The organism is Streptomyces sp. RKAG290, assembly GCF_023701695.1.
Taxonomy (GTDB): domain Bacteria; phylum Actinomycetota; class Actinomycetes; order Streptomycetales; family Streptomycetaceae; genus Streptomyces.
In genome coordinates, this window is the sequence record NZ_JAJOZC010000001.1 from 224,796 (window position 1) to 242,002 (window position 17,207).

The 17,207-nt window shown below is 70.1% G+C and carries 16 protein-coding genes and 1 pseudogene; 9 read left to right on the plus strand and 8 right to left on the minus strand.

The window, feature by feature from the left end:
- Positions 1 to 253: 253 nt before the first annotated feature.
- Positions 254 to 889, minus strand: a complete 636-nt coding sequence (locus tag LNW71_RS01025; protein WP_250966477.1) for a hypothetical protein — start codon at positions 887 to 889, stop codon at positions 254 to 256.
- A gap of 1,181 nt (positions 890 to 2,070) precedes the next feature.
- Here LNW71_RS01025 and LNW71_RS01030 point away from each other — a divergent pair.
- From LNW71_RS01030 to LNW71_RS01045, 4 genes are all read left to right on the plus strand, one after another.
- Positions 2,071 to 3,285, plus strand: a complete 1,215-nt coding sequence (locus tag LNW71_RS01030) for a helix-turn-helix domain-containing protein (protein ID WP_250966478.1) — start codon at positions 2,071 to 2,073, stop codon at positions 3,283 to 3,285.
- Between the two features lie 257 nt (positions 3,286 to 3,542).
- Entirely contained in the window at positions 3,543 to 3,806 is a 264-nt protein-coding gene (locus LNW71_RS01035; protein ID WP_250966479.1) for a hypothetical protein, read from the plus strand.
- A 97-nt stretch (positions 3,807 to 3,903) separates the two neighbouring features.
- Positions 3,904 to 4,377, plus strand: a complete 474-nt coding sequence (locus LNW71_RS01040; RefSeq protein WP_250966480.1) for an SCP2 sterol-binding domain-containing protein — start codon at positions 3,904 to 3,906, stop codon at positions 4,375 to 4,377.
- Between the two features lie 4 nt (positions 4,378 to 4,381).
- Positions 4,382 to 5,596, plus strand: coding sequence for an acyl-CoA dehydrogenase family protein (locus tag LNW71_RS01045; protein WP_250966481.1), 1,215 nt, complete (start codon positions 4,382 to 4,384; stop codon positions 5,594 to 5,596).
- 34 nt (positions 5,597 to 5,630) lie between these two features.
- On the opposite strand, the gene LNW71_RS01050 is transcribed toward LNW71_RS01045, so the two are convergent.
- Both LNW71_RS01050 and LNW71_RS01055 read right to left on the minus strand, forming a co-directional pair.
- Positions 5,631 to 6,086, minus strand: a complete 456-nt coding sequence (locus LNW71_RS01050; protein WP_250966482.1) for an SRPBCC family protein — start codon at positions 6,084 to 6,086, stop codon at positions 5,631 to 5,633.
- Between the two features lie 155 nt (positions 6,087 to 6,241).
- Positions 6,242 to 7,495 carry a cytochrome P450 gene (locus tag LNW71_RS01055; protein WP_250966483.1) on the minus strand — a complete coding sequence of 418 codons (1,254 nt, stop codon included), beginning with the start codon at positions 7,493 to 7,495 and terminating at the stop codon, positions 6,242 to 6,244.
- Between the two features lie 80 nt (positions 7,496 to 7,575).
- Here LNW71_RS01055 and LNW71_RS01060 point away from each other — a divergent pair, with 80 nt between their 5' ends.
- Together LNW71_RS01060 and LNW71_RS01065 are read left to right on the plus strand one after the other, a co-directional pair.
- On the plus strand, positions 7,576 to 8,406 hold the full coding sequence (locus tag LNW71_RS01060) for a hypothetical protein (RefSeq protein ID WP_250966484.1): 831 nt from the start codon (positions 7,576 to 7,578) through the stop codon (positions 8,404 to 8,406).
- A 55-nt stretch (positions 8,407 to 8,461) separates the two neighbouring features.
- Positions 8,462 to 10,534, plus strand: a complete 2,073-nt coding sequence (locus LNW71_RS01065; protein ID WP_250966485.1) for an MDR family MFS transporter — start codon at positions 8,462 to 8,464, stop codon at positions 10,532 to 10,534.
- Between the two features lie 48 nt (positions 10,535 to 10,582).
- Here the strand turns inward: LNW71_RS01065 and LNW71_RS01070 are convergent, their stop codons facing one another.
- Complete coding sequence (locus LNW71_RS01070) at positions 10,583 to 11,038, minus strand: YchJ family metal-binding protein (protein ID WP_250966486.1); 456 nt, start codon at positions 11,036 to 11,038, stop codon at positions 10,583 to 10,585.
- Positions 11,039 to 11,165: 127 nt separating this feature from the next.
- On the opposite strand from LNW71_RS01070, the gene LNW71_RS01075 reads away from it, so the two are divergent.
- Complete coding sequence (locus tag LNW71_RS01075) at positions 11,166 to 12,653, plus strand: membrane-associated oxidoreductase (protein ID WP_250966487.1); 1,488 nt, start codon at positions 11,166 to 11,168, stop codon at positions 12,651 to 12,653.
- A 16-nt stretch (positions 12,654 to 12,669) separates the two neighbouring features.
- Here LNW71_RS01075 and LNW71_RS01080 read toward each other — a convergent pair whose 3' ends face one another.
- The 3 genes and pseudogenes from LNW71_RS01080 to LNW71_RS01090 all read right to left on the minus strand — a co-directional run bounded on the left by LNW71_RS01080 (position 12,670) and on the right by LNW71_RS01090 (position 14,659).
- On the minus strand, positions 12,670 to 13,479 hold the full coding sequence (locus LNW71_RS01080; protein ID WP_250966488.1) for an SAM-dependent methyltransferase: 810 nt from the start codon (positions 13,477 to 13,479) through the stop codon (positions 12,670 to 12,672).
- Between the two features lie 84 nt (positions 13,480 to 13,563).
- Positions 13,564 to 13,800 carry a DUF397 domain-containing protein gene (locus tag LNW71_RS01085; RefSeq protein WP_024490276.1) on the minus strand — a complete coding sequence of 79 codons (237 nt, stop codon included), beginning with the start codon at positions 13,798 to 13,800 and terminating at the stop codon, positions 13,564 to 13,566.
- Positions 13,800 to 14,659: pseudogene (locus LNW71_RS01090) on the minus strand (helix-turn-helix domain-containing protein). The gene LNW71_RS01085 and the pseudogene LNW71_RS01090 overlap by 1 nt, the downstream one beginning before the upstream one ends.
- A gap of 205 nt (positions 14,660 to 14,864) precedes the next feature.
- Here LNW71_RS01090 and LNW71_RS01095 point away from each other — a divergent pair.
- Positions 14,865 to 15,323 carry an ATP-binding protein gene (locus LNW71_RS01095; protein WP_250966489.1) on the plus strand — a complete coding sequence of 153 codons (459 nt, stop codon included), beginning with the start codon at positions 14,865 to 14,867 and terminating at the stop codon, positions 15,321 to 15,323.
- Positions 15,317 to 15,757: a hypothetical protein gene (locus LNW71_RS01100; RefSeq protein ID WP_250966490.1), complete on the plus strand. Its 441-nt coding sequence runs from the start codon at positions 15,317 to 15,319 to the stop codon at positions 15,755 to 15,757. The genes LNW71_RS01095 and LNW71_RS01100 overlap by 7 nt, the downstream gene beginning before the upstream one ends.
- 69 nt (positions 15,758 to 15,826) lie before the next feature.
- On the opposite strand, the gene LNW71_RS01105 is transcribed toward LNW71_RS01100, so the two are convergent.
- Positions 15,827 to 17,167 carry a 6-phospho-beta-glucosidase gene (locus LNW71_RS01105; RefSeq protein WP_250966491.1) on the minus strand — a complete coding sequence of 447 codons (1,341 nt, stop codon included), beginning with the start codon at positions 17,165 to 17,167 and terminating at the stop codon, positions 15,827 to 15,829.
- Between the last annotated feature and the right edge of the window lie 40 nt (positions 17,168 to 17,207).

The following is a 17,207-nucleotide window of genomic DNA, read 5'->3' on the forward strand; positions in this document are numbered from 1 at the left end:
GAACGTCTCCGGCGAGTGGGGGCCCACCGTCCACATAGGCGCAGCAACCCCCGCGGTGGCAGCAGGTGCCGCAAAGGCGGCCGAGGCGACGGCGACACCGGCCGCCAGGGCAAGCTTTCTCAAGGACCTGCGCACAGCGACTTCTCCGATTCGTCAACGAGTGGGGCCCTCACAGGCAGTCCGGGGCGGGGTTCGCGCGGCAGGCAGACCCACCGCGCGAACCCCGCTCAGTCCTTACCGGCTGTCGGCCCGATCAGGGGGTGTAGACGATGGTCGGCTTGGTGGTGCCGCCGACCGGGGTGACCGCGTTGTAGCTGGCGGTGTACGTCGGGTTGTTGCCCACGGCCGCGATGCCCGCGCAACCGGCGGTGACGGTCGTGACGGTGAGCTTGTAGGTGGCGTTGTTGCTGACCGCCAGCTTGCCCGTCGAGTTGGTGTACGTGGCGGCGGCGTTGCCCGTCACGGTGAAGGAGCAGGTGAGCACGCTCAGCGTGGCCTTGATGCCGCTGATGTACCCGCTGGTGACACCGGCGCTGTAGCTGTTCGCGTTCAGCTTCCAGGCGGGTGAGGTGTTGGCCGTCGGGGTCACCGGGCCGAACGGGCTGGTGCAGCCGCTCCAGGTCAGCGGAGTGATGGTGCCGACCGTCACGTTGGTCGTGCCGGCGGCGGTGGCCAGGTTGCCCTGGGCCGCGGACGACGTACACGTCAGCGGGATCCCGTTGAGGGCGAGAGTGACGGTGCCGGCGCTCGCGGAGAACGCCTCCGGCGAGGTGGGACCGACCGTCCAGGTCGGAGCCGATACCCCGGCGCTGGCGGTGGTGGCTCCGAGGGCGATGGCGGCAGTGGCGGCGCCGACCGCCATCGTGAGCTTCTTGAGGGAGTTGCGCACAGTAGTTCCTCCGATTCGACAGTGCGGGTGCACTGTTGCGGGGACGCACTCGGGCTCCTGCGCTGAGGCAGGAAGTGCGGCGATGAACCGTGTTGCGTGGGGGCCGTGCATGTTCTTCAGCCACACACGTTCTGTGACAGGCCGTGACGTTACTTGCGGGAAACTTCCAGCACAATCCTGCTGGTCAAGATTCTCCGTAAGAGATTTTTTCCTCGTCCGCGAGTCACTAATTCCCGCGAACGGCTTAGCACTTACTGCGCAATTTCCCGGCCACGGCGGGGCACCGCGCCCCGGCCGCGCGACTCGGCGGCCCATGTCTCCGCGCAGTCATTCCGTACCGACCCGGGCTTCGATCCGGGTCGATCACGCCGACCGACGACGACTCCGCGGCGACTCACCGCGGCCGAATTCCCAGGTGACCAACCTTGCAGGGCGCATCAGCGCCCCACGCACGGCACGAGGTCGATGTCCAGCCATCGGTGCGCAAACAGCTCTCCCTCTTTTGTCAGTTGATGAGCGAGACAGGTCCGAACCCGTAACGGAACCGGAATGCGCGACAGTCGCACCCAGCAACCCGCATGGACCCGGACGACGCCGCCGCGGCCGACCCGTCCGTTACGGGCACGCCGAGGAAGCGCTCGGGCAACGAAGTCGGCCATGCCCCCGTGGTGACTCTCGGTGAGAATCCACCGGCACTCCACTCAGGCTCCGGGGAATGCCGGAATGGGCTCCTCCGATTACCCCTTGCCCCCACCGCAGGGAATGCCCGAGGCCCTGAAAACGCCGTGCGCAAGGGAATGCCGAAAGGAATTGGACAGGACGCCGTCGCACCCCCGGGACAGCGCGCCGAAGACGACCGGCTTCCGCCCCGGGGACAATCGGCGACGAATCGGCCCGAGATCGCCCACGCTCCCCATTACCCACGGTTACTTCATTGTCGCGAGGAGAGCAATTGACCGAAAAACATTGTCCTGAAGTGAGCATTCGCGTCTCACCTGCACGGAAGCACCACAACACGTCCACGATGCATGGCCCCTACCTTTCGATCTTGTCCAAGTGGTGTGCACGGTCGCTGCCTTGGTCTATCTTCATCGCGGACTTGGTACGCACCTGTCGGTTCGTGGGAGCGCTTTCCCCCACTGCCTCACCCCCACCGGGCGCCGGAGAGCAAGGGGACAGTCATGCCGCATCTCATTCATCCGTCCGACGCCGGCGACCCACTGGGGCCACTCCCCCAGGAATTCGCCGCCATCATGCGGCCGGAACTCCCCAGCCTGATCAAGGAGATTGGCGTCGAGGTGACCCGGGCGTATCCGGAGTACGCGCGCCTGCTCGACGGACCCAACGGACAGGCTCTGCGGGTCGGCGTGGAACAGAGCCTCTCCTCGTTCGTCGACCTGGTCGCCGAGCCCACCACGTCCACGACCCTGCGCGACGACATGTGCCGCCGCTTCGGCCGGTTCGAGGCGTACGAGGGCCGCAGCATGGAGGCGTTACAGGGGGCCTACCGCCTGGGCGCACGGGTGGCGCTGCGCCGGGCGAAGAAGGTCGGCCGGAGCTACAACTTCTCCTCCTCCCTGATGCTCAGCTTCGCCGACGCGCTGTTCGCCTACATCGACGAGCTGGAATCGCTGTCACGCGAGGGGTTCCTGGAGGTCCAGTCGCAGTCAGGCGAGCAGAGCGAGGCTATGCGCCGCCGACTGCTTCATCTGATCCTGGCCGGGCGGCCGGTGCCGCGTACGGCCATCGCCGAACTCTGCGAGCAGACCGGATGGGTGCTGCCCGAGCAGGTGACCCTCGTGGCCACCCGGGCGCCGGCCGGCCTCGACCGGGTGGACGCCGACCGCGACATGCTCGTCGATCTCAGCAGTCCGCAGCCGCACATACTGATCCCCGGGCCGCTCGACGAGGCCCGCAGACAGATGCTCGACCGGGCGCTCATCAACACCCGGGCGGCGATCGGCCCCACCGTGCCGACGGCGCAGGCCTCGGATTCCATCCGCTGGGCGCGCCGGGTGCTGGAACTCGTCGACAGCGGAATCATCGACGACGCCCCGGTCGTCCTGTGCGAGGACCACCTGGTCACCCTCTGGCTGCTGTCCGACCCCGCTCTGCTCGACCAGCTCGCCCAGCGGGAGCTCGCCCCGATCGCGGGCATCAGTGCCACCCGGCGCGACCGGCTGGTGGAGACCCTGCGCATCTGGCTGGACACCCGTGGCACCGCCGCGCACATGGGTGCCCTCCTCGATGTGCACCCGCAGACCGTCCGCTACCGCATGCGTAACCTGGAGAACATATTCGGCGAGCAACTCATCGATCCCGAAAGCCGATTCTCGACCGAGGCCGTCCTGCGCGCGCTCCAACTCCGGGCGCGCAGCGAGGACATGTCTCTCTGAGCAGCGCTCCGGCCGTGTGACCTGCGCTTCGCCCGCCGATGGGCAGCGGAGGCGGCGCCGGCTGGAGCACGTACGTCACGATGGGTCAACTTACCTACGGGTAAGAGGAAATAGCCGGTCAGTCCCAAACGGTTGCCGCACGGAGACGTTCTCAACGAGAAACCCGGAACTGCGTCCCGTACATATGGAGGAGTCGGCCGCCCACCCGGCGGACGCAACGCATGACCTCCTGGCCACCATTCGAGAGGGAACCCCCCATGACCGCCTCGCACCTGCTCGTCCCCGTGCCGATCCCGGACCGGGTCGCCGCGCTGATCGGCTCCTGCATCCCGCCGCACATCCTGGAGGCGGAGTTCGACGCCGAGTGTGCCGCGCGCGAGGTCCGCAGGTTCCGCGGTCCGCGGCTCGGCGTCGAGGACCAGGCCGACCGCGAGCAGGCCCTCTCCGAGCTGGCCCGCGCCAACAAGGTCCTGGCCGCCCACCATCCCCGGCTGGCGGTGCGCCCCGGCAGTTCCTGGTGACTCCCCGCGCCCGTCGGTGGCCGCGCCCTCCTTGCGAAGGGGCGGCCCGACGCTTACCTTACTCAAAAGTAAGTTTACTCCAGAGTAAGGAGCTGGCGTGGCCGACAACAGCAGCGGCGACCTCACCGACGAACTGGCCGGGCTCGACTTCGCGGCCGTCTCCCCGCCGGAGTTCGCGCGGATCGTGAAGGGACTGTCCGCCAAGCAGCTCGGCGAGGTCATGCACGGCGAACTGCGCACCCGGGTGCTCGGCGAGGTGTTCGGCCGGATGAGGCAGCAGTTCCGCCCGGAGGCCGCGGGACAGCTCAAGGCGCTCATCCGCTGGAAGATCACCGGGGACACCGACGAGGTCTACGAGACCTCGATCGCGGAGGGCGGCTGCACCATCAGCGAAGGCCGCTCCGACGCCGAGCCGCGCACGACCCTGGTGATGGGCGACGCCGACTTCCTCAAGCTGGTGTCCGGCAACGGCAATCCGGTGACGATGTTCATGATGCGCAAGCTGAAGGTGGCCGGCGATGTCGGTCTCGCCTCGGGGCTGACCCGCTACTTCGACATCCCGAAGGCCTGAGCCGATGAGCTACTTCTCCCTCGCCCTCACCGAGGAACAGCAGGACCTGCGCGACTGGGTGCACGGCTTCGCCGCCCAGGTGGTGCGCCCGGCAGCCGCCGAGTGGGACGCCCGCGAGGAGACGCCCTGGCCGGTCATCCAGGAGGCGGCCCGGATCGGACTGTACGGCTTCGAGTCACTGGCCGACATGTACGGCGACCCGTCGGGGCTGTCCCTCCAGATAGCCAACGAGGAACTGTTCTGGGGCGATGCCGGCATCGGCATGGCGCTCTTCGGCACCTCCCTCGCCGTCGCCGGGATCTTCGCCTCCGGCACACCGGACCAGCTCGCCGAGTGGGTGCCGCAGTGCTACGGGGACGAGGACGACCCCAAGGTCGCGGCGTTCTGCGTCTCCGAACCGCAGGCCGGGTCCGACGTCTCCGCGATGGCCACGAAGGCCCGCTACGACGAGGCCAGGGACGAGTGGGTGCTCTCCGGCCAGAAGGCGTGGATCACCAACGGCGGGATCGCCGAGATCCATGTCGTCGTCGCCTCGGTCGACCCGTCGCTCGGGGCGCGGGGACAGGCCGCGTTCATCGTGCCGCCCGCCACGAAGGGCCTTGCCGCGAGCCGCACCATCAAGAAGCTCGGACTGCGCGCCTCGCACACCGCGGACGTCTTCCTCGACGACGTGCGGGTCCCCGGGCACTGCCTGCTCGGCGGAAAGGAGAAGCTGGACGCCCGGCTCGCCCGCGCCCGCGAGGGCACGACCGGCAAGGGCCAGGCGGCGATGGCGACCTTCGAGGTCAGCCGCCCCACCGTCGGGGCACAGGCACTGGGCATCGCGCGTGCGGCGTACGAGTACGCGCTGGAGTACGCGGGACAGCGCGAGGCCTTCGGCCGGCCCATCATCGAGAACCAGTCGATCGCCTTCGCGCTCGCCGACATCCGTACCGAGATCGAGTCCGTGCGGCTGCTGATCTGGCAGGCCGCCTGGATGGCCCGCAACGACCGGACCTTCGACGCGGGGCAGGGTTCCATGTCCAAACTCCGCGCGGGAGAACTCGCCGTCTCCGCGACGGAGAAGGCCGTGCAGATCCTGGGCGGAGCCGGGTACAGCCGCGAGCACCCGGTCGAACGGATGTACCGCGACGCGAAGATCTACACCATCTTCGAGGGGACCAGCGAGATCCAGCGCCTCGTCATCGCGCGGGCGATCTCGGGGCGCCACATCCGCTGACCGGCCGGCCGCGCCCGTCCGGGGCGGAGGCCGCTCATCGAGCGGCCGAGGCCTCCACGGCGGCCTTGATCCGCTGCCCGAAGGCGGGCGCGTCCTTGCGGGCCGCGCCTCCGGCGAACCCGACGAGGAGCTTGCCGATGCCATGGCCCTCCAGTGTGTTGAAGAGCCGGACGCTCGTGCCGCCGTTGGCCGTCGGTTCGAGGTCGTAGCCGCCGTCCACCGCCGTGACGAGGTTCTTCGAACGCTCCTGCCAGCGGATGCGGCCGGGCGCCACGAGTTCGGTGATCTCGAACTCCCGGCTGGACTTCATGCCGGCGTCCTTGACCGTGCTGCGGAAGACGGTGCCGACGGCGGTCGGCCCGGCGGGTTCCTTCTCGATCCGCTGGACCCGCGGGCTGAACTCCGGGTCGTGCGTCCCGTCGGCGAGATAGGCGAAGACCTCGTCGATCGGCCGGTCGATCTCCACCGTCGCGTCGAACCGCGTGGCCATGGCTGCTCCTCGTGATCAGCGCGGGCCGGCATCTCGCCGGTCCGCGTCGCACCGTGTTCCGATCGTAGGCCCGCCGGACGGGGACGGCCCCTCGGCGGCCACGAGGCCACGCACCCGCTCCGCCGAGGCGGCCGCCTCGCCCGCCGTCCTCCCGCTCAGCCGGCGACCGGGGTGAACCGCACCGGCAGCGAACGCGGGCCCCGGGTGAAGACGCCCTCCTCGGACGGGGTGAATCCGTCCGCGAGCCGTACGTCGGGCATCGCGTCCAGCAACTGGTTCACCCCGGTCTCGACCTCGGCCCTGGCCAGCAGCGCGCCCACGCAGAAGTGCCTGCCCAGGGCGAATGCCAGATGGTCGGCCGCCGCGGAGAAGGCGGTGGTGCTGGTCAGGTCGGTGCGGAAGATGTCGAACCGGTCCGGATCGCGGTAGCGGGCCGCGTCCCGGTTGGCCGAGCCGATCAGGCAGGTGACGGTCGACCCCGCGGGCACCCGCCCGCCGCCGAGCTCCACGTCGGTCGCCGTCTGCCGCATGATCATGTGCACCGGCGGGGTGAGACGCAGCGTCTCGGCGAACGCCCGCTCGATGAGGGAGCGGTCCTCCCGTACGGCGGCGAGCTGCTCGGGGTGGGTCAGCAGGTTGGCGAAGATCGAGGCGATGGCCTTGTCGGTGGTCTCGCCGCCCGCAGCCAGCAGCAGACTGCAGAAGGCCTTGATGTCCTCGTCGCTCATCCGGACACCGTCGACCTCGGCCGCACAGAGTACGGAGAGCAGGTCGTCGCCTGGGTCGGCACGCCGCTGCTGGATGACCGGGATCATGTACGCGGCGAATTCCTGCCGGGTCCGTTCGCCGGCCGCCGCCACCTCCTGGTCGCCCGCCAGATTGCCCAGGAAGGCGATGACACTGGTGTACCAGCCGTGGAAGCGGTCGTGGTCCGCCTTGTCCAGACCGAGCATGTCGGCGATGACCAGGACGGGGAAGCGGGTCGCGAACGCGTCGACGAGGTCGGCCTCGCCGGTGTGCCGGAAGGTGTCGATCAGCTCGCGGGCGTTGCGCTCGATGACCGGGAGGAACTTCTCCTGGAGGTCCGTGCCCCGGAAGGCCGGGGCGACCAGGGCCCGGCGCACGGCGTGCTCACGGCCGCTGAGCTGGAGGATGGTCCTGCCGTGGACGGGCTCGATCTGCCAGTCGTAGTTGTCGGTGGTGAATTCCCCGGCCTTGTCCTTGAAGACCCGCTCGACGTCCTCGTACCGGGAGACGATGTAGCTGTCCGTGGCGTCGTGCCTGATCAGCGGGGCACTCTCGCGCATGATCCGGTAGGCCCCGTAGGGATCGGCGGCGAAGGCGGGCGAGAGAATGTCGGGAACGGGCTGCGCTTGCGAGGCGAGCGACTCTTGAGGGGCAGATGACATGACACTCCAGGGTCGTTGACGGGCAACGCCGCCAAGGTTATTGACCGACCGTCCGCTGACACACCCCCTGGGGGAACACCATGGCCGCCGCCGGCCCACGCCCTTCCGTCCTGTTCGTCACCGACCTCGCCTACGAGGCCCGCGGGCGCCGCTACTGCGACGAGGACATCCACCTGACTTCGCGGCTGCGTGAGGACTTCGACGTGGCGCTCTGTCACCCGCGCGACGCCGCCGCGCTGCTGGACGGCTTCGATGCGGTCGTCGTACGCAACAGCGGCCCGGTACTGCACTACCAGGAGGCGTACGACGCCTTCTGCGCACGGGCCAGGGAGCGGGACGCGCGGGTGTACAACCCGCTCACCGGCCGGGGCGACATGGCGGGCAAGCAGTACCTGGTCGACCTGAGCCGCGCCGGCTTCCCGGTGATCCCGACCGTGGACCGGGTGGCGGACCTCGGGCTGCTGCCCGAGGCGGACGGTTATGTGATCAAGCCCAAGCTGGGTGCGGACTCGGTCGGACTGCGGTTCGTACGGCACCCGGAGCTGTCGCCCGAGGAGGACGGGACCCAGCTGATCCAGCCGCGGATCGACTTCCGCTACGAGGTGTCCTTCTACTTCGTCGACCACGACTTCCAGTACGCGCTGCACGCGCCGCACCCGGAGCGGCGGTGGCTGCTGGAACCGTACGCGGCGAGTGCGGCGGATCTGGAGTTCGCCCGGTCGTTCGTGGAGTGGAACACCCTGGACCACGGCATCCAGCGCGTCGACGCCTGCCGCACGGCCCAGGGCGAGCTGCTGCTGGTCGAGCTTGAGGACCTCAATCCCTATCTCTCCCTGGACCGGGTGGCGGAGCCGGTGCGGGAGGCTTTCACCGACCGGATGAAGGCGTCGCTGCGGGATCTGCTGGCCTGACACGACCGGCCGTCCCCGGCATGCGGGTGACGGGGCGTGATGTGAGGGTGCAGACGTGACCACTGCCAGCGAGACCGCCCCCGCCGTGCAGAGTGCCGCCGCGCCGCCGCTGCTCGATCCGCGTCGCAGGAACATCGTCTTCGCCACGATCGTGCTGGGTATTCTGCTGGCCGCCCTGGACCAGACGATCGTGGGAACGGCGCTGCCCACCATCGTCTCGGACCTCGGAGGCGCCGCCCACATGTCCTGGGTGGTCACCGCCTACCTCCTGGCGGAGACGGTGGCGACGGTCCTGGTCGGCAAGTTCGGCGACCTGTTCGGCCGGAAGATCGTCTTCCAGCTCTCGGCGATCATCTTCATCACCGGCTCGTTCCTCTGCGGGCTCGCCACCAACATGACCCTGCTGATCGTGTGGCGCGGTCTGCAGGGCATCGGCGCCGGCGGTCTGATGGTCACGGCGATGGCCCTGATCGCCGATGTGATCCCGCTGCGTGACCGCGGCAAGTACCAGGGGGCGATCGGCGCGGTCTTCGGTGTCTCCACCGTCATCGGACCACTGCTCGGCGGCCTCTTCACCGACCATCTGACCTGGCGCTGGGCGTTCTACGTCAACGTGCCGATCGCCATCGTGGTGGTGATCGCCGCGGCCCGCACCATTCCGTCCGTGAAGGCGGCGGGGCGCCCGGTCATCGACTATCTGGGCATCGCGATGGTCACGGTCGGGGCGAGCTCCCTGATCCTGGCGACGAGCTGGGGCGGCAATCAGTACGCCTGGGGCTCCTCGGTCATCATCGGCCTGTTCGCGCTCGGTCTGGCCGCGCTCGCGCTGTTCTGCCTCGTCGAGTTCCGGGCGAAGGAACCGATGCTGCCGATGCGCCTCTTCGGGAACCCGGTCTTCACGGTCTGCTCGATCCTGAGCTTCATCGTGGGGTTCGCGATGCTCGGCGCGATGATCTTCCTGCCGACGTATCTGCAGTACGTGGACGGGGACTCGGCGACGCTCTCGGGGGTCCGGACACTGCCGATGGTCGTCGGTCTGCTGGCCGCGTCGATCTTCAGCGGCAACGTGGTCAGCAAGACCGGCCGGTACCGGATCTTCCCCATCGTGGGTTCGCTGATCATGGCGGTCGGCCTGTTCCTGCTCTCCCGGATGGGTCCGGACAGCGGGGTGTGGCTGGAGTCGCTGTACATGCTGGTGCTCGGGCTCGGCATCGGGCTCTCCATGCAGGTGCTGACGATCGCGGTGCAGAACACCGTCGACTACTCGGACCTGGGTACGGCGACCTCGGGCGTGACGTTCTTCCGTACGCTCGGCAGCTCCTTCGGCACGGCCGTGTTCGGCACGATCTACGCCAACGCGCTGGGCCCCAACCTGGAGGAGGGCATCGCGGCCGCGGCGCGGGCCGGCGGTGATCCGGCCGTGCTGGCGAAGGCCGCCCAGAGCCCGGAGGGACTGCATGACCTGCCCGGCGCCCAGTCGGCCCCGCTGGCCCAGGCCTACGCCGACACCCTGCACACCGTGTTCCTGTGGACGGTGCCGGTGGCGCTGCTCGGATTCGTCGTGGCGCTGTTCCTGAAACAGGTGAAGCTGCGTGACACGGTGCGCGCCGGCTCGACCGACATGGGTGAGGGGTTCGCCTCGCCGAACACCGGGGACTCCGCCCGGCTGCTCGAATTCTCCGTGGCCAAGATCCTGCGGCGCGCGGACCCGGACACGGCAGCGCGGATCGTGGCCGCTTCGGACACCCGGCTCGACATGGCGGGGGCCTGGGCCGTGATGCAGGTCGAGCTGTTCACCCGCATGGTCGGCCACGCGGGACTCCGGCTGATCGCGGCCCGGCACCGGATCCCGCCGCAGGTGCTGGTGCCCGTCTTCGACCGGATGATCGAGGAGGGCTACCTCACCGGGAACGGCCACGTCTTCACGCACACGGAGGCCGGCGCCAGGGAGGCCGCGACCATCACCCAGGCATGGGCGGACTGGCTCAACGAACAGCTGGGCAACGACGTCGAACGCCCGGACGACGCGCGTCTGCGCGCCGCGGTCGACGTCATCGCCAAGCAGCTGCTGGCGGAGGACCTCACCCAGGAGCTGTCCCCGGTCGCCCCGGCCGGCGCACCGGTCTGACGTGCCGCCCGTGCCTGCCCTGTGCGCGGCCGGCCCGGCTCCTGCACGTCAGTCGGCGAAGACCGCCGACTCGTAGACCCAGGCGCCCTCGTACCGGACGAAGCGGCTCTTCTCGTGGAGCGAGTCGGCGCGGCCGCCGTCCGTGAAGTGGGCCCGGAAGGTGACCGTGCCGGTGGTGTGGAAGGCGCTGCCCTCCGTCGTCTCCAGGATCTCCAGACCCTGCCAGCGCTGTCCGGGATCGAGGTCGAGGACACCGGGCCGGTGGTCCGGATGCCAGGTGCGCAGCAGATACGCAGCGTCCCGCACGACGAAGGCCGCGTACCGCGACCGCATCAGCGCCTCACAGGTCGGCGCAGCGGCCCCGGCGTGCAGCCGCCCGCAGCACTCCGCGTACGTGGCGGGCAGCCCGCAGGGGCACGGCGAGGCCGCCGTGACAGCGGCGGCGGGGGCGGTTCGGGTACGCGCGGCGGACGGCCGCCCGGGGCGTGAGCTGCGTCGGGACATGGGTCCATTGTGGCCTGCGGCGGGTCGGGAACCGCTCGTCAGGGCGCCCGGTGCGCCCGGCAGGCCGAACGGCGCCTCGCACGGAGGGGGTTGACACCGGGAAGGCGGGCGGGTGAGAGTCCCGCCGATGGAGATCACCGAGCTGACCGCCGCCGAACGCCTGGTCCGGGCCGCCTTCCCGAGCGGCTCCCCCGTCGACTTCCGCACCGGGGACGAGGCGGCGGACGACCCGGAGGGCGGGGACGGCTGGGGTGCGGAACGCACGGTGCGCGGCGAGGTGCTGCGCGCGCTGCTGGTGGGCGGCCCGCAGGAGGACGGGGAGGTGGCCGGGCTACGGGTGACCGGCGCGCGCATCACCGGTTCCCTGAACCTGCGGTACGCGGACTCCCTCTGCCCGGTGGTGCTGATCGGCTGCCGGTTCGACCAGGAACCGACGCTGTACGGGGCGCAGCTGCGCCAGCTCAACCTCAGCGACTCGGTGCTGCCCGGCCTCAGGGCGGCCACAGCCCGGATCGACGGGGTGCTCCGGCTCACCGGCTGCCGGATCCCGGGTCCGGTCCGGCTGGGCGGCGCCAAGATCGGCCATGCGCTGTTCGGCGACCGGGCGAGGATCGGGGTGAACGCCGACGGCTCGACCGCGCCGAACGAGGAACCCGTACTCCAGTTGAACCACTCGGTCATCGAGGATGATCTGTGGCTGCCGGAACTCGTAGTGCACGGTGAGTTCGGACTCAGCGGTGCCTCCGTCGCCGGTCAGGTCAGGCTCGACGACGCCCGGCTGCTGAATCCCGGGGCCACGGCCCTGAAGGCGGAGACCCTGACCGTGGGAACGGACCTGCACGGCATGAGGATGCAGGTCCACGGTCGGATGAACGTGCGCGGTATCCGCATACCGGGGCAGTTCAATCTCGCCAAGGCCGGCCTCTTCAATCCCGGCGGGGTAGCCCTGCGGGCGAGCAGTTGCACGGTAGGTGAATTCTGGCTGCGGGAGGCGCCTCCGATGGTGGGCGCCGTGAATCTGCGTCGCGCCCAGATCGACGTCATCCACGCGCACCCGGCAGTCTGGCCCCGCGACGTACAGCTCGACGGGCTGACGTACACGGCACTGCTGCCGCACCTGCCGGCCCGGCAGCGGCTGCCCTTGCTGGAGAGGGAGACGGACGGGTACGTCCCGCACGCGTACGAGCAGTTGACGGCGGCGTACCGGCGGATCGGCGACGACGACGCGGCTCGCACCGTGCTCCTCGCCAAGCAGCGCCGTCACCGCGTCACCCTGTCCGGATACGCCCGTGCCTGGGGTCACCTCCAGGACGTGACCGTGGGATACGGCTTCCGGCCGGTGCGGGCCGCGGCCTGGCTCCTCTCGCTGCTGCTGCTCGGCACACTGACGTACGCGCTGCACCAGCCCGCCCCCCTCAAGGCGGGCGAGGCGCCGCCGTTCAACGCGCCCTTCTACACCCTGGACCTGCTGCTGCCCCTCGTCGACTTCGGGCAGGAGAAGGCGTTCGATCCACAGGGTCCGTACCAGTGGCTGTCATACCTGCTGATCGTGACGGGGTGGCTGCTCGCCACGACGATCGCCGCGGGCATCACCCGCTCGGTCAGCCGTCAGTGAGGACGCGAGCCGCCGCTCAGGCCTTGCGGGCCACGCCCGCGTACCCCGGGATCGGTTCGTCGCCCGGGACGTCGATGACCTCGCCGAGCTCCGGGTGCCAGTCGGCGGAGAGCGAGACGCCGGGGTCCACGAGGTCCAGGCCGTGGAAGAAGGCGGTGAGTTCGGCGCGGCTGCGGGGGCGCAGGGTCATGCCGCGGGCCCGGTACATGGCAGCCGCCTCGGCCGCGCCCTCCGGGTCGAAGTCACCGGTGGTCTGGGAGAGCACCAGGTAGCTGCCCGGCGCGAGCTGGTCGACCAGGCGGTCCACCAGTTCGGCGGCGCCGTCCTCGTCGTCCAGGAAGTGCAGCAGCGCCAGCAGGCTCAGGGCGATGGGTCTGCCGAAGTCGAGGACCTCGCCGGCCGCTGCCAGGATCGCCTCGGGCCTGCGGGCGTCGGCCTGGATGTACTCGGTGGCGCCTTCGGGGGTGGAGCGCAGCAGGGCTGCCGCGTGGGCGAGGACGATCGGGTCGTTGTCGCAGTAGACGACGCGCGCGCCCGGCACGGTCTGCTGGGCGATCTGGTGGAGGTTGGGCTCGGTCGGTATGCCGGTGCCGATGTCCAGGAACTGCCGGATGCCGTTCTCCGCGAGCCAGCGGGTGGCGCGGTGCATGAACGCCCGGTTGACCCGGGCCATATCCCGGCCCCGGGAGTCCAGGGCCAGCAGCTGCCGGGCCATCTGCTCGTCGACCGGGTAGTTGTCCTTGCCGCCCAGGAACCAGTCGTACATCCGCGCGGGATGCGGCTTGCTGGTGTCGATCTCGACGGCGGGGGGCTCGTGCCCGGTCATGGCGCGCTCCTTGGGTCCGTGGGTCGGCGAACAGGGAAGAACGAAGAGGGTGCGCGACGAGCGGGTCCACCGGCGTGCTGCGGGTCAGGTCAGCAGGAAGTCCGCCTGGCCGGCCTTGGCGCCCTGGATGAAAGCGGCGATCTCGCGGTGGGTGTAGATCAGGGCCGGACCGTCGGGGTCGGCGGACTGGCGCATGGCGATTCTTCCGTCGGACAGCTTCATGGCCTCTACGCAGTTGCCGCCGTTGCCGCCGCTCCACGGCTTGTACCAGCCCTCGGAGCCGAGTTCGGCGGCCGGCATGCCGTTGTATATCGGTGTCATCACAGCTCCTTGCGGAAGTCCCGGAGGATTTCCTTCGTGCGTTGTGCAGTCGCGGCCTGGGCCGCCATGCGGTCCATGACCTCGAGGTAGGACGCCACCTCGGGCGCGCGTCGAAGTAGACGGCCCCGGTCAGGTACTCGCTGTAGACCATGTCGGGGAGCTCGGGGACCGCGAACCGGAAAAGCACGAAGGGCCCGTAGGTGCCGGGGTGATGGCCGGTGGAGAACTCAGCGATCTGCAGGGTCACGTTGGGCATCGCGGTCGCCTCCAGCAGCCGGTCGGCCTGGGCGCGCATGGTGTCCGGGCTGCCCACCGGGCGGCGCAGCACCGTCTCGTCCATCACCACCCAGAGCCGTGGGGCGTCCGGCCGGGTGAGGAGGGACTGGCGCTCCATCCGCAGCGCCACATGGCGCTCGATGTCCTCGGGCCTGGTCTGGCCGACGGCTCCGGTGCGCATCACCGACCGTGCGTAGTCCTCGGTCTGCAGCAGCCCGGGCACGAAGTGCGGCTCGTACATGCGCAGCAGGCTCGCGGCGCCTTCCAGGCTGACGTACATGCTGAACCAGTCGGGCAGCACGTCGTGGAAACGCTGCCACCAGCCCGGCTTGTTGGCCTCCTCGGCGAGGTCGGCGAAGGCGTCGGCCTCCTCCTCGGCGATTCCGTAGGCCTTCAGGAGCAGTTGCACATAGGGGATCTTGAGAGAGACCTCGGCCGTCTCCATCCTGCGGATCGTCGCGGGTGCGACGCGCAGCACCTTGGCAGCCTGGTCCCGGCTCAGGCCGACACGCTCCCGCAGATCCTGCAGGCGCTTGCCGAGAACGACCTGACCCACGGTCGGGGCGGACCGCGGTTCACTCACTTCAGACCTCCCCATGCACTGTTTGCGAGCAGTGTGCCATGCGGGTGCCCTCAAGGACACAGTCACTCTGGAAATTTCAGAGTGCCCCTTGCCAAGTGTTCACGACAGGGGGAGAGTTGGTGAGTGAACCAGTTCACTAGTCATGCCCGCTCTCTTCGATGAAGATCGCGAAGCGTGACGCAGCCCCCACTGTGAGGATTCGGTCGTGGCACCTGGCAGTGCGCTCATCCCCCGGCTCATGGACCTCAGCCCCGGGACGGAAGCGCTCCGGTACTGCTTCGCGCTGCCCGCGCACCCGGAGTCGGTGGCCGGTGCCCGGCGGCTGACGCGGGCCCGGCTGGACGAGTGGCGGGTGGACGACGACGCACACGAGGCGGCGGTCCTCATCGTGTCCGAACTGGTCACCAACGCGGTGGTGCACACCGCCAGCTCTCGCGTCGTGTGCGAGCTGCGCTGCCTGGATCACCGGCTGCGCATAGCCGTTCAGGACCAAGGACACCAGCCCGGCGGACCGCGGCTGTGCCGCACCGCCGACGACGAGCACGGACGCGGCCTGCTGCTCGTCGACGCGATGTGCAGCGCCTGGGGGTCCCGCGACGCCGGGGACGGCTCGGGCCGCATCGTCTGGGCAGAACTGCCGCACGGCTCGGAGCGCTCATGCTGAAGAACGCCATGTCCCATTTCCTCGGAGCCCGCCGCTCCCGTGAGCCGGAGTACGCCGGTGCCGGCGGCCGGGTGCAACTGGCGCTCCCGTCAGCCCTCTCCGCCAGCCTCGGCTGCGACGCGGTGGGGGTGCCCGCACGCTACGGCTTCCGGCTGATGTCTCATCTGCCGCGCACCGGCTGCGTCTTCGCGGACGGCGACCGCTGGTGGTGGATCGTCCCGGCGGGCTCCGACCTCGATCTGGACTGGCCCGCACAGGCCGCGTACGTGCGAGGGGCCTACGTCCCCGCGGTGCGGCCCCGGCTGATCCACGAGCCCGACAGCCGTACGCCGTACACCCCGCCCATCCCGCTGTTCCTGATGGTCTGCCAGGTGACCGGGGTGACGCCTTCCTGGGCTGCCGCGGGCGGGCAGCGGGCCGTCTCCGCTCCTTGACATCCCGACCGGACGGAATGGCCGGCCGGCCGGCGGGGGCCGTGCCCGCCCACCGGCGTGCGGCGCGCGTCAGCTCAGGTAGGCGAGCCCCGGATGGACCTTCGTGTAGCCGTCGACCAGCCGGTGGGCGACCGACACCGAGTCGACCAGGGGGTGCAGGGCGAAGGCCCGGACCGCGTCGGCGCGTGAGCCGCTCGCCGCGGCGTCGAGCACCGCGCGTTCGACGGCCTTCACCGAGGTGACCAGGCCGACGGCGTGGTACGGAAGCGGATCCACCGCGACGGGATGGGCGCCGTTCGCGTCGACGAGACACGGCACCTCGATGACGGCATCCGCGTCCAGCACCGAAAGGGTGGTGCGGTTGCGGACGTTGAGGATCAGGGAAGTGCGCTCGTTACGGGCGACGGCCCGCATGAGGGCCAGCGCGACCTGCTCGTAGCCCCCGGAGTCCAGATCGCTCTCGTCGCGCTCTCCGGCCCCTGCGACGTCCCGGTTCTCCGACATGTACGTCGCCTCGCGCTCGGCACGGGTGCGGTCCCAGGTGGCCAGCGCGGCTGTGGCCGGGTCCTTCATCCGGCCGTAGAACCCCTCCTGCTGTTCGCGGAGGAAGGCGCCCCGGGTCTGCTCGGCGTCCTGGTAGGCGCGGACGGCCTCGCGGTTGAAGTAGTAGTAGTGCAGGTATTCGTTGGGGATCGCGCCCAGGGAGCGCAGCCAGTCGGTGCCGAAGAGCCTGCCCTCCTCGAACGAGCCGAGCAGCTCCGGATCGGCGAGCAGGCGCGGCAGTTCGTCCCGGCCCTCGACGTACAGCCCGCGCACCCAGCCGAGGTGGTTGAGGCCGACGTAGTCGACCCGGGCCCGGTCGGGGTCCGCGCCGAGCACCCGGGCGATGCGGCGGCCGAGGCCGACCGGCGAGTCGCAGATGCCGATGACACGGTCGCCGAGGTGCCGGGACATGGCCTCGGTGACCAGGCCCGCGGGGTTGGTGAAGTTGATGACCCAGGCGTGCGGCGCGAGCCGGGCGATGCGCCGGGCCAGCTCGACGGCGACCGGCACGGTGCGCAGCCCGTAGGCGATTCCGCCCGCGCCGACCGTCTCCTGGCCCAGCACGCCTTCGTCGAGGGCTACCCTCTCGTCGGCGGCCCGGCCCGCGAGCCCGCCGACCCGGATCGCCGAGAAGACGAAGTCGGCGCCACGCAACGCCTCGTCGAGCTCGGTGGTGGCGAGGACGGCGGGGGCGTCCGGGACGCCTGCCGCCTGCTCGGTCAGCACCCGGGCGACGGCGGTGAGCCGGTCGGCGTCAGTGTCGTAGAGGGTCACGGCGGTGACCCGGCCCTCGGCGTGATCGGCGAGCAGCGCCCCGTAGACCAGTGGAACCCGGAACCCGCCGCCACCCAGAATTGTCAGCTTCACGCTTCCGCATGGTACGTGGGGCGGGGCGAGGGGGCCCGCG